Source organism: Moorena sp. SIO4A5, assembly GCF_010672005.1.
Taxonomy (GTDB): domain Bacteria; phylum Cyanobacteriota; class Cyanobacteriia; order Cyanobacteriales; family Coleofasciculaceae; genus Moorena.
In genome coordinates this window covers 1-12,354 of record NZ_JAAHHZ010000163.1, presented here as the reverse complement: position 1 = coordinate 12,354, position 12,354 = coordinate 1, and the positions used below count along the sequence as shown (strand labels likewise).

The 12,354-nt window shown below is 43.8% G+C and carries 9 protein-coding genes and 1 pseudogene; 5 read left to right on the top strand and 5 right to left on the bottom strand.

Features of this window, described 5'->3' with window-relative positions; all coding sequences use genetic code 11:
* Window positions 1-255: pseudogene (locus F6K57_RS30185) on the bottom strand (lysine 2,3-aminomutase); the annotation flags it as partial.
* 321 nt (window positions 256-576) lie between these two features.
* On the opposite strand from F6K57_RS30185, the gene F6K57_RS30180 reads away from it, so the two are divergent.
* Together F6K57_RS30180 and F6K57_RS30175 are read left to right on the top strand one after the other, a co-directional pair.
* Entirely contained in the window at window positions 577-765 is a 189-nt protein-coding gene (locus F6K57_RS30180; RefSeq protein WP_293071887.1) for a hypothetical protein, read from the top strand.
* A 48-nt stretch (window positions 766-813) separates the two neighbouring features.
* Window positions 814-1,602: a DUF4058 family protein gene (locus F6K57_RS30175; protein WP_293071886.1), complete on the top strand. Its 789-nt coding sequence runs from the start codon at window positions 814-816 to the stop codon at window positions 1,600-1,602.
* Between the two features lie 209 nt (window positions 1,603-1,811).
* Here F6K57_RS30175 and F6K57_RS30170 read toward each other — a convergent pair whose 3' ends face one another.
* The 3 genes from F6K57_RS30170 to F6K57_RS30160 form a co-directional block, all read right to left on the bottom strand.
* Entirely contained in the window at window positions 1,812-3,029 is a 1,218-nt protein-coding gene (locus F6K57_RS30170; RefSeq protein ID WP_293071885.1) for a cytosine deaminase, read from the bottom strand.
* A gap of 73 nt (window positions 3,030-3,102) precedes the next feature.
* Entirely contained in the window at window positions 3,103-3,291 is a 189-nt protein-coding gene (locus F6K57_RS30165) for a hypothetical protein (RefSeq protein ID WP_293028333.1), read from the bottom strand.
* Between the two features lie 61 nt (window positions 3,292-3,352).
* Entirely contained in the window at window positions 3,353-4,852 is a 1,500-nt protein-coding gene (locus tag F6K57_RS30160) for a bifunctional diguanylate cyclase/phosphodiesterase (RefSeq protein ID WP_293071884.1), read from the bottom strand.
* A gap of 986 nt (window positions 4,853-5,838) precedes the next feature.
* On the opposite strand from F6K57_RS30160, the gene F6K57_RS30155 reads away from it, so the two are divergent.
* Complete coding sequence (locus F6K57_RS30155; protein WP_293071883.1) at window positions 5,839-7,176, top strand: AAA-like domain-containing protein; 1,338 nt, start codon at window positions 5,839-5,841, stop codon at window positions 7,174-7,176.
* A gap of 22 nt (window positions 7,177-7,198) precedes the next feature.
* Entirely contained in the window at window positions 7,199-10,780 is a 3,582-nt protein-coding gene (locus F6K57_RS30150; RefSeq protein ID WP_293071882.1) for an AAA-like domain-containing protein, read from the top strand.
* On the opposite strand, the gene F6K57_RS30145 is transcribed toward F6K57_RS30150, so the two are convergent.
* On the bottom strand, window positions 10,758-10,895 hold the full coding sequence (locus tag F6K57_RS30145; protein WP_293028345.1) for a hypothetical protein: 138 nt from the start codon (window positions 10,893-10,895) through the stop codon (window positions 10,758-10,760). The two genes, F6K57_RS30150 and F6K57_RS30145, sit on opposite strands and share 23 nt — an antisense overlap.
* A 156-nt stretch (window positions 10,896-11,051) precedes the next feature.
* On the opposite strand from F6K57_RS30145, the gene F6K57_RS30140 reads away from it, so the two are divergent.
* A complete protein-coding gene (locus F6K57_RS30140; protein ID WP_364304601.1) occupies window positions 11,052-11,687 on the top strand; it encodes a hypothetical protein in 636 nt (211 codons plus the stop codon).
* Window positions 11,688-12,354 lie beyond the last annotated feature (667 nt).

Genomic DNA, 12,354 nt, shown 5'->3' with positions numbered 1-12,354 from the left:
GTTGTATTGCTTTTGTCCTGCGGGATGGGGATTAAGTCGAAGACGAATTTCATTGGCAGTTTGTCGCATAATTTTTTCTGGAACATTGTCTTTTAGGAGTTGAACCATGGTATTCAAATCCCTTGAGGATAACATGTCTGGCTGGGGAAACGTTAAGCGAAAAATTGGATCATCTGGTATATTTTTCCAATCAATAAGTTCTTCAACAATGTAGTTATTTGCTCGAAAAGGTAGCACTTTAGCAACAGCTTGCATTGCTAAGCGGGTTTCAGATGATATACAGGCTAACTGGGACAGTGATTTCAGATCGTTTACTGAGTATAATTTGATTTTTTGAGATTTAGTTTTCATCGCTTTCATCACCGAATAGGAATGGAGATTATTTTTTTATTCACCTCAGACCGGTCAGTATAAAGAGGTTAAACTCCATACATGTCCCAATCATTTTTACTTTTGTAGTGCGGTAATTATTTACCATTATACCTTACCTGATACGTAAGCAGTCCCTGAGGGGGTATTGAAAAAAACTAGGTTTTCAGTAGCCCATGACTTTTATTGGCAAAGAGCCACCTCAACATGAGGTACACATATTTTTTACCTCTTCCATCTTCTGAATTCAGTGCTCCGAAGCTCTGTTGGCGTTTGCGCAGCGTGGGCTTGGCCCAAAGCGTGGCCTATGGCTTTAGTCCCTGCTCCCTAAAACCCAAAAACTTGGATCTTACTAGCTTCAAAAGCGAACAACCTGCTAACCTGCTAACTTGCTAACCTGCTATCCTGCTATCCTAGAAGAAAGAGCTGATCGGAGGTTAAGGGATGCCGTCAATCTTTCCCGGTATGGATCCGTATTTAGAGCATCCTGATTTATGGCCAGAAGTACATCACTGGTTGATTAGTCTAATTGCTGAGTGTTTAATTCCTCAGGTACGTCCGAAGTATAAAGTAGCTATTGAAAAGCGCATTTATCAGGTTAATAAAACTAACGAAGATAACGTCTTATTAGTTAGGATTCCTGATGTTACTGTTAAACGTCAACCAAATACTGAAGATTCTTCCAGCTCTAACGTTGCTGTTGCGCCACCAACCACAAAACCAGTGACAGTAATGGTTCCTATGCCTGAAGAAATCAAGCAAGGGTATTTGGAAGTAAGAGATATGACTACCGGTGCTGTGGTAACCGCTATCGAAGTTTTATCTCCAGTTAATAAGCGCTCTGGTGACGGTAGAGAAACTTACCTGAAAAAACGCCAACGGGTGTTAGGAAGTTTAACTAATTTAGTAGAGATCGATTTGCTCAGAGGCTGGAAACCAATGCCACTATTAGATAATACTATCGAAAGCGATTATCGGGTTTTGGTTAGTCGAGAAGAGCGTCGCCCACGAGCCGAATTATATACTTGTAATCTGCCAGAGCAACTCCCAACTTTTTCCCTACCATTACGTCCAGAGGATTCTGAACCGATAGTAGATTTACAAGCTATAATTAATAGTGTTTATGAACGAGGGGGTTATGATTACCAACTCGATTATGACCAAGAGCCAGTACCAGCTTTTTCAGATAAAAATCGGATATGGGCTCAGGAATTGTTGAGAACTGATATATAGTATTTATCATAGTCATCAGCATTCTACTTGGTGGTGCGTTACGGGGCGGGCTATTCTAATACTGGCGCTCGAAGTGGAAAATTAGGGCTCGCCCGCCCCTAACGCACCCTACATTCTCTTGCCCCGACTCCCTAAATTCTTAATTCTAAATTCTTAATTCTGCATTCTAAATTCTTAATTCTTAATTCTAAATTATTAATTCTTAATTCTTAATTCTCTAACTCAGCATAATCCGGCAACGTAGTATCAATTGGCTTACCCTGGTGCAAGATAATTCGGTCATGTTGGGGACGGGACAAAAGTTCACTGAAATGGCGTCCTTTAAACAAAATCAAATCTGCCGGGAGTCCCACCCCAATCCTACCCATCTCGGGTAAACCCATTAAATCAGCCGCTGTCTTGGTTACGGCACAGGGCCAATCACCGATGGGCATATCTAAATGGGCAATCCGTACCGCTTGGGTAAAGACTTCTAATACATCATGGTCCCCAAATCCATAAAAGGGGTCTCGACAATTATCACTAGCTAATGTTACCGGAATACCCTGTTGTTTAATTTCATGGACCCTGGTGACTCCCCGCCAGGACGGTGTACAGTTAGCCTGTCGATCCTGTAGATAAAGATTGCACATGGGTAAGCTAACAATAGCAATTCCTGCTGCTTTGACCAACTTGAGAGTTTCCGCAACCTCCTCTAAGGGTTGCACTGCCAAACTACAACAGTGACCACAAAGAATTTTTCCGGTAAACTGATGACGAATAGCAGCTTTGGCAATCTGTCGTAAGCAATGGGAATCGGGATTACCATTTTCATCAGCATGGAAATCTAGGTTGAGGTTTCTCTCCTTAGCTAGGGAGAAGACCGTATCGAGTTGAGCATCCAGGTCTTGGTTGCTATAGGCTACTCCCCCAAGTATGCCTCCGATTTCAGCAATTGTGTCGGCTAAGGTAATGGCAGCGGCGGGAGTTTGATAGTAATCTAGAGTAACTAGAGACACTGCTTGTAGGGTAATTCTGTCAAGCCATTCTTTCTGGAGGGTTTGGAAAACGCCTAGGCTAATCGCACTTTGTTCTCCAACCCAGTCAATGTGGGTGCGGATAGCTTTAGTGCCATGAGCATAGCTACATTTGAGTCCAAATTCCATGCGCCGATATAAATCTTCCCCTTGCCAATAGGTTTCGGCATCAGCATCTCCGGTCAGACAGGCACTATTAAAGGTACCATCAGGATTGGGAGACCGTTCCCAGATATGACCTTTATCCAGATGGGTGTGTATATCTAGAAAACAGGGCCATACTTGTCCTTGCTTGAGATCTATACTCGGGATGTGACTAGGTATGTTACTGGTATCTGTGCTAGCTTCAACACTGTTTGCAATGCTGTTGTCGGTACTGTTTGCGTTCCCGTAGCGGCTCTTTTCGACCATCGTGTTTTGCTGCCCCTTGGGAAAAATCGCCTTTGGCACTATTGCAGCAATGGCTCCCTGATTAATTTCAATATCAACTAAGCACAAACCCTGCTCGTTGCGATGGTAAATGTTGCTGTTTTCCAGTAGGCAACATGGTACGTAGGCATTTTTGAGCCAGTATCGTTCGGCTTTGGGAATCATTAGGGAGTCGGGAGTCGGGAGTCGGGAGTCGGGAGTCGGGAGTCGGGAGTGGCCTATGGAAAAATTGAATGTACCTCATAAGTATCATAAACAGTATCATAAACGCGCAGTCGATCATCAAACCCAATCCTGATTTCTCATCACACCAAGAAATCCTCTGTTGTTCCTAATCTTCCTTTATCCGAAGTTCCCGATTCCCGATTCCCGATTCCCGATTCCCGATTCCCATCTCCCCATCTTCCCACACTCCCTTCTCCTCCCACACTTAGACCCTCTAACCAGGCTTCAGTAGCTTCGGCATTTAAAGGTTTAGAAAACCAATACCCCTGTCCATATTGACAACGCCAATCACAAAGCTGTCCCCATTGCTTTTCAGTTTCTACTCCCTCTGCTACTACATGTATACCAAGGTCGTTTGCCAACTTTACCATCCACCGCAATATTTCCCCATGTTTGTGATCATCACTCATGCCTTTGACAAAAGAGCGGTCAATTTTCAATATATCAATGGGTAAATTTGGCAAGTAACTCAAGGCAGAATAGCCAGTCCCAAAATCATCAATGCACAACTGAATCTCTCGCTGTTTGAGTTTCTCCAACAGAACCACTGCAGTGGTTTCCAGCAGTACACTTTCTGTGATCTCCAGTTTCAAACTCTTGGCATCGAGACCAGAATCCCACAAAATTGTGTCGATTTTACTGATTAGATCTGGTTGGGATAATTGTAAGCTAGAGACGTTAACGCTGATGGTTAAATCTCGATATTGGGCAAACTGTTGTTGCCACTGCCACATTTGTTGGCAAGCCTCCCGTAGTACCCACCAACCCAGTGGCACAATCAGCTTTGTTTCTTCTGCCACCGGAATAAATTCTGCTGGCAACAGCAGTCCCCGTTCGGGATGCTCCCAGCGCACCAGTGCCTCAAAGCCAGCCAGCTTATGGGTTTCAAGAGACACAATCGGCTGGTAATAAAGCCGCAATTCTTGGCGCTTAATACCCAAGCGTAAACTATCTTCTAACTGCAACCGCTCTGCACTCCGGGTGCGCATGGCAGGGGTAAATAGCTGATAGCCAGTGTTACTTTCCATTTTGGCTCGATAAAGAGCTAGACTGGCGTTGTCAAGAAGAGCAGAGGGTTGGTAATCATCCCTGTCATTGCTAGCAATTCCAATATTGGCACTCATAAAGATCTCATGGTCATCAATCGAAAAAGGCGATCGCAGGCTAGCGCAAATCTGTTCTGCTACCAAGGTAGCTTCACTGACATCGTTAATGTCTTGGAGCAAGACCGCTAATTCATCTTCTGACCACCGCGCCACTGTATAGTTAACGGTATAGTTAACGGTATAGTTAACGGTAGAATTCAGGGTATAAGTCAAGCGAGAATCAAAAGCCTTTAGCAATTTTGATCCCACTTGCCGTCCCATACTAAACTGAATGACTTTGAAACGTTCCAAAGCCACCAATAAGACGGCGAATCGATAACCCTTATACCACTTTGACCTCTGGATTACTTGCCTCAACCGTCTCCTAAAACTATCTGGGTTAAGCCAGGGAATCAGGAGGTCATTAAAGGCAGAATCCTGAAACCTTTCTACAGGTTGCTGATCTGGCTGATCATTGTTAATTCTAGCGAACACCTACTTTCTCTATCACCCTGAATTAGCCCAATTGAGTTACTCATTGATAATTGAGCCAAAAAGGAAACCCGAAAGGCAAAAGCTGTGGTATAGTAAACGTTTTGCCATATTCTTTAAGCTCAATTGTGTTAATGGTTGTTAACGATGAACATCCTTCCTGATGGTTTGACTCAGCAAATCAATAACGCTGTTTGGCATCATCCTAAGTTGCGGTTATACCGTTTAAATCAGAGGTGGGACTGTTGAATGTGGACTGAATGTGGACGATAAACAAGCAACGGTCAACTCTCGAAAACCAAACTTCAATACAACGCTAGCCACCGTGGACTACTACCATGGATCAGTTATGGAACATCTTAGTTAACCATTAGTTAACCAGGTATAACAAAATAGAGCATGGAGTAGGGGTAAATCCCATGCCCTATTGTTGGATGCCCACAATTACGAGGTAGTTTTAACTGTTACCGATACTTTTTAGCTACCAAAGTCTACCAAGATAGACTTTGGCCCGCCAATGCAAGATGCTTTCACATCCAGGGGGTATCTCCCAAAGCTCTGACGGAATATCCCGCGAGCGCCATAGAAATGTCAAAAAAGTGGTTCCACCGTAGGTCGAGAGCGCAACTATTAAACCCTTGGTTTTCGGCTTTAATTTAAGTTACATAATAATCCCTGTCGGTGTTACCCTAATTTAAGTCTAACAAATAATAAGAGTTTTTGGTAGACTCTGTGACATTTTTTCTAGCTGTTTACTAACCCTTTAACCCGTATAGGTAGTTTTTAGATGGCTTAATTGCGTAAGCCTGGTTGACTAGGGAAGCTGATCCCCCTTGAAGTAGGTAGCCAGCGATCGCTTATTGATCGCTGACTTGGCGTTAACCCTAAAGGACGATTTGCGATCCCTATCCTTAAGGTAAATCGGCAATTTGGCTTTGTCTGTGAGAAAAAGTAATAAATAATTCTAATTGATTACATAATAAAAAGTAATGAGTGTTGAAGAAGCATTGGCGATAGTGGATACGGTCATCAAACCCGAACGCTTAAACGCAGTTCAAGAACTGGTGCTCCGCCAATGTTGGTCAGGACAAACTTATCAAGAGATTGCTGACGGTTCCGGTTACGATGCCGATTACATTCGGGTGGTTGGCTCCCGGTTGTGGCATATCCTCTCAGAGGTTTTTGGAGAGAAGATCACAAAAAATAACATTCGTTCTGTGATCAGGGAGCGATTACGAGAGGTGGAGCTTGAGGAGTTGCCAGAGGTCGAGCTGGAATTACCTACAGAGATGGAATTACCTAGAGGTGTGGTGCCTCTGAATTCTTCTTTTTATATCGAGCGTCCCCCCAATGACTCTTTATGTTACGAAACAGTGTTGCAGCCAGGGGCATTAATCCGAATTAAAGCCCCTAGACAGATGGGTAAAACCTCGCTGATGGTGAGGATTCTTGATCACGCTAGAGCATCTGGCTTCCGCACAGTTGCTCTGAGCTTGCAGCAAGCCGATGCCAATGTGTTCACCGATTTAGAGCGATTTTTACAATGGTTCTGTGCCACAGTCACTCGTAGCCTAGAATTACCGAATCGACTGACTGATTATTGGGATGATATCTTTGGCAGCAGTGGAAATACCACAGATTACTTCGAGAAGTATCTATTAAAAGAAATAGATACACCGGTGGTATTGGCCTTAGATGAGGTCAACCTGTTGTTTAATTACCCTGCCATTGCCACGGATTTTTTGGGTTTGTTGCGAGCTTGGTATGAGAAAGCCAAATACGGTGTAACCGGTAGCACAATTTGGCAAAAATTGCGCTTAGTTATTATACATTCTACTGACGTTTATATTACGTTACATATCCACCAATCCCCTTTTAATGTGGGATTATCTATTGAATTGCCAGAGTTTACTAAGGCCCAAGTGCAAGAATTAGCCCGTCGCCACGGAATTGATTGGGGTAGTGATGATTCCAGCTTCGATCACATATCATTAATTATGGCTAAAGTAGGAGGAAATCCTTGTCTTTTAAGAGTAGCATTAGATCATCTTAGGCGCGGTGACGTTACCTTTGAGGAGTTATTGAATTCAGCAGCAACTGAATCGGGAATTTATCATGATGACCTTCGACGACAATGGTGGAATCTACAACAATATCCACAACTGGTAGTAGCCTATCGAAAAGTGGTTATGTCATCCCAGCCAGTGGAATTAGAGCAAAAGCTAGCCTTTAAGTTGCAAAGTTTAGGATTAGTACAGCTCCACAAACAGGGGGCTGTGCCTAGTTGTGATTTGTATCGTCAGTACTTTAGTACTCACTTGGGGTAAAACCCATTGATGCCTGTAAATCATGAAAAAGCACAACTATCAAGTTGGCGGAAGTTTACCCCCTGATACCCTCTGCTATGTGCGCCGTAGAGCAGATCAGGATTTGTATAAGGCTCTGATAGCGGGTGAGTTTTGTTATGTCCTTACCTCCAGGCAAATGGGTAAGTCTTCTTTGAGGGTGCAAACTACTCACCGATTACAAAGAATAGGCATCCACTGTGGAATCGTTGATTTGACGGAAATTGGTACCCAAGATTTGACAGCAGACCAGTGGTATGCTAGTGTGGTACGCTGTCTGGTGAGCAGCTTCAACCTCCAGGTCAATTTACGAGCTTGGTGGCGTTCACACTCTTATCTATCCCCAGTGAAGCGTCTTAGTGATTTTATTGAGGAGGTGCTACTGGCAGAGGTTGAGGGAAATTTGGTAATCTTTATTGATGAAATCGATAGCATTCTGGGTTTATCGTTCCCGATTGAAGATTTTTTTGCCCTAATCCGAGCTTGCTACAACAAGCGCACAGAAAACCAAGCCTACCAACGCCTCAGTTTTGTTTTGTTAGGGGTAGCCACTCCCTCGGATTTGATTGTAGATAAGCAACGGACTCCGTTTAATATCGGAAGGGGGATTGAGTTATGTGGATTTACTCTGGAAGAATCCGAAACTCTAGGGCTAGGATTGAGCGGAAGGGTTAGCAATCCCAAAGCCTTACTTAGGGAAATCTTGGCGTTTACGGGAGGACAACCTTTACTGACCCAAAAGCTATGTCAGCTGATTCTAGAGGATACAGAGAATGGTACTGTCAATCCCACATCTCTTGAGTCCCTTGTGGATAGGCGGATTATTAACAACTGGGAAGTCCAAGATAAACCAGAGCATCTCAGGACCATACGCGATCGCATTCTCAGCAATGAGCAACGGGCTGGGCGGTTATTAGGACTTTATCAGCAAATTCTGCAACAGGGGGCAGTAGCAGCAGATGACAGTTGGGAACAAATGGAATTGCTACTGTCGGGATTAGTGGTCAAGAGTCAGGGCAAGGTTAAGGTTCGCAACCCCATTTATGCGGCTGTTTTCAACTGTGATTGGGTCAGCAAGCAACTATCAAATCTTCGTCCCTATGGCACAAGTCTAAGAGATTGGTTCAATAGTGATTGTCAAGATGAATCGAGACTATTGCGAGGTCAAGCCTTACTCGATGCTTTAGCTTGGGCAGATTCCCGTAGCCTGAGTGACCAAGATTATCAGTTCTTATCGGCTAGCCAAGCTTTGGATAAACGGGAGGCTCAACGGGCTGAAGCCGCACGAACTAAAGCGGTGGCAATACAATTGACCAAAGAAAAGGAAATTTCCCGACTGCAAAAGCTGCTGCTGGCTACAGTGAGCACAGGATTTCTAGTGTCGGCTAGTTTAAGACTGATGGCTTTCCTGGAGTACGAAAAAGCTGTCATTAACGAAATTAATGCGATCGCTAAATCCTCTGAAGTCTTCTATGCCTCCAATCACAAGTTGGATGCCTTGATCTACGCCATCAAGGCTTGGAACAAACTGCAACAGTTAGCTGGAGCAAAGGCAGATACCCAGACTCAAGTTGAGAAAATGCTCTGGCGAATCATGTATGAGATTAAGGAGTACAATCGCTTGTCAGGACATCGGGGTGCGGTTTACGACCTGGTTTTTAGCCCAGATGGTGAGATGATTGCCTCGGCTAGCGGTGACAACACTGTCAAAATTTGGCAGCGGGACGGCAAGCTGGTAAACACCCTAGAAGGTCATGGCTCCCAAGTTAAGGGAGTGGCATTTAGCCCAGATGGTGAGATGATTGCCTCGGCTAGTGCCGACAACACTGTCAAAATTTGGACAACAGAGGGCATCTTGCTAAACACCTTCACTAACTATAGTGCTGGGTTTGAAGCAGTAGCCTTCAGCCCGGATGGTAAGCTAATCGCCTCCGCTAGTGAAGACAACACTGTCAAACTTTTGACCATAGAGGGCAAGTTACACAAACTCCTGACAGGGCATAGTGCAGGAGTTAAAGGAATAGCGTTTAGCCCCGATGGTGAGATTATTGGTTCTGCTTCTGAAGACAATACTGTCAAACTCTGGACAAAAGAGGGTAGCTTGCTTAGAACCTTTACAGGTCATAGTGCAGGAGTTAAAGGAGTAGCGTTTAGCCCCGATGGTGAGATTATTGCTTCTGCCTCTGAAGACAATACTGTCAAACTCTGGAGAAAAGAGGGTAGCTTCCTTAAAACCTTAACAGGACATAGGGACGAAGTTTATGCAGTTGCTTTTAGTCCCGATGGTAAGCTAATTGCCTCGGCTAGTGAGGATAATACCATTAAACTCTGGACAAAAGAGGGCAGGTTGCTCACTATCTTAGAAGGTCATCGGGATGAGGTACAGGGAGTAGCATTCAGCCCTGATGGTGAGATAATTGCTTCGGCTAGTGAGGACAGTACGATTAAGCTTTGGAAACAGAACAGTACCTTGTACACAACCCTTACTGGTCATTGCAGTGGGGTTAGGGCAGTGGCATTCAGCCCCGATGGTAAGCTGATTGCTTGCGCAAGTAGCGACAACACTGTCAAACTCTGGCAACCAGACGGCACCTTGCAATCGACTCTGAGTAATAATAGCGCTATAGTTAGGGGAGTAGCATTTAGTCCCGATGGTGACATTATTGCTTCCGCAAGTAGTGACAAGAGAGTGAAACTCTCGGATCAAGATGGCACCTTGCTAGGTACTTTGAACAACCATTCCGCTGGGGTTGAGGGAGTAGCGTTCAGTCCCGATGGTCAGATAATTGCTTCAGCCTCTGAAGATAAAACCATTAAACTGTGGCAGCGGAATGGGACTTTACTAACCACCCTAGAAGGTCATAGCAATGAGGTGGATGGAGTAGCGTTCAGTCCCAATGGTAAGATAATAGCTTCGGCGTCTGAAGATAAAACTATTAAACTCTGGAAGTGGGATAGTACCTGTACAGGGCAAGCAAAACCAAGCGCTGCGACCCCGCGCTTTTTCAAAGCGCTAGGGAACGCGCACCGTGACAACAGCAATTTACTACCGGAATGCTGGAGCGATAGTCTGTATACTCTCACAGGTCATGAGGATGAGGTGAAAACAGTGGCAATTAGCCCTGATGGTAAGCGGATTGCTTCCGGTAGTGAGGATAAGACAGTGAAAGTCTGGAAAGGAGACAGTGAAGACTGGTATCTGACCAAACCAAAACTGCTACATACCCTGACAGGACACAGTGACCGGATTACGGGAGTGACCTTCAGCCCCGATGGCACAATGATCGCTTCTGCCAGTGCTGACAAGACGGTGAAACTTTGGCAGCGGGATGGTACCTTGCTGACTACCCTCACAGCACATCAAGATGAGGTGGAGGGAATTGCCTTCAGCCAAGATGGGGAAATTCTAGCCTCTGCTAGTGCTGATAGTAAGATAATTTTGTGGAATGTGGATCAAGTCCTCGATCTTGATCAAGTCCTAACCTATAGTTGTGATTGGGTCCAGGATTATTTGATAACAAATGCTGAGCTAGAAAAAAGCGATCGCACTCTTTGTGATCGGATTAAGGAATTGAAAAGGGAGTAGGGAGTAGGGAGTCGGGAGTCGGGAGTCGGGAGCAGGGAGCAGGGAGCAGGTAAGAGGCAAAAGGCATGCATGCAAGAGGCAAGAGGCAAGAGGTGAAAAATATTGTGTACCTCATAGCTATGATAAACGCTATAATTATAACTTATCTAAATAATTAAACTTATATCATTTCAGGATAATTATCCTTAATAAAAATCTCCCCATCTCCCCATCTCCCCATCTCCCCATCTCCCCATCTCCCCATCTCCCCATCTCCCCACTCCCTATTTTAATGATGAACAAAATTCCCATCCTCCAACCTGGTAAATCTTATACGTTTAGAAGTTATTTTGAAATGGTGGTTGAGCCAGAAGACATTCTGGCTGAATTTGGCTATATTTTGAAACGAAGCTCTTTGAATTTAGAACAGTCTACGACAAAAATAGACCGACTTTATAGTCTCAAATCCAGAATTGAAGAAAGCTTACCCTATGTTAGTTTAACCAGTGAAGCAGCTCGACGGGAATTACTAATCGCTCCTATTTTACTTGATTTAATCCACTATACTCAAGCCCAGCTAAGAATCGAATATCCCCTCACTGTTACAGAATACTTAAAAGGTTATCTAGACTATTATCTTTATACCGATAGTAAACTGCTGGTCATAGAAGCCAAAAATGCTAATCTCCAAAGAGGCTTTACCCAACTTGCTGTAGAATTAATTGCCCTCGATCTATGGAGTGACGGTGACCAATTGATTTTACAGGGTGCTGTTTCTACAGGGGAGATCTGGCAATTTGGGCTTTTGCACCGAGAGCATAAACAAGTTACTCAAGACCTGAATCTTTACCGTGTTCCAGCTGATTTAGAAGAATTGTTCCGAATTTTGGTAGCTGTTCTTGGTGATAGAGATGCGGGCAGGGAATAGGGCATAGGGAGTAGGGAGTAGGGAGTAGGGAGTAGGGAGTAGGGAGTAGGGAGTAGGGAGTAGGGAGTAGGGAGTAGGGAGTAGGGGGAGAAAGATTTTGTCTGGATATTGTAAGTATAGAAAATTATCCGGATTTGATATAAAGTAAGATATTTTTAACTATCAATAATCAATTATTTTAAATATTTTTTTGTTTTTTATACAGTTATATAGATATTTTATATGTTATGGTGCAACAATAATAATATACAAGGGATATATAGCCTTGATAAATATATTATAAAAACCAATGCTTATTTAGCATTAAAAAAAAAATGGAATATTTTGACTACTGTTCCCTGTTCCCTGTCCCCTGTTTACTTGTTATCTTAATCCTAGGTTTACATCTCAAATCAAAATGCTATACAATATTGCTGGTATGGAATTTTACTGATGACAAACGTGGCTATTTTAACAGAATCTGACCCATTTTCGCTAATACAGCATCCCATAAAAAAAGAAAGACCGTTAGCATCTCCTGTGCTGAAATGGGCAGGTGGAAGTGCGACTCGTTGAGCTGAAACCCACGCCAGTGGGGGGATAGCTCGAATAGCAATAGCTATTTAACTGTGTGTTACATGTAGGTTCAAATCCTACAACCTAGATGTCAGGTTACTCCATATTCCTA

Coding starts and splice junctions, on each gene's coding strand:
- F6K57_RS30140 (WP_364304601.1), top strand. CDS start 11,052: ATGATGAACAAAATTCCCATCCTCCAACCTGGTAAATCTTATACGTTT.
- F6K57_RS30165 (WP_293028333.1), bottom strand. CDS start 3,291: ATGAGGTACATTCAATTTTTCCATAGGCCACTCCCGACTCCCGACTCC.
- F6K57_RS30155 (WP_293071883.1), top strand. CDS start 5,839: ATGAGTGTTGAAGAAGCATTGGCGATAGTGGATACGGTCATCAAACCC.
- F6K57_RS30170 (WP_293071885.1), bottom strand. CDS start 3,029: ATGGTCGAAAAGAGCCGCTACGGGAACGCAAACAGTACCGACAACAGC.
- F6K57_RS30180 (WP_293071887.1), top strand. CDS start 577: ATGAGGTACACATATTTTTTACCTCTTCCATCTTCTGAATTCAGTGCT.
- F6K57_RS30150 (WP_293071882.1), top strand. CDS start 7,199: ATGAAAAAGCACAACTATCAAGTTGGCGGAAGTTTACCCCCTGATACC.
- F6K57_RS30145 (WP_293028345.1), bottom strand. CDS start 10,895: ATGAGGTACACAATATTTTTCACCTCTTGCCTCTTGCCTCTTGCATGC.
- F6K57_RS30175 (WP_293071886.1), top strand. CDS start 814: ATGCCGTCAATCTTTCCCGGTATGGATCCGTATTTAGAGCATCCTGAT.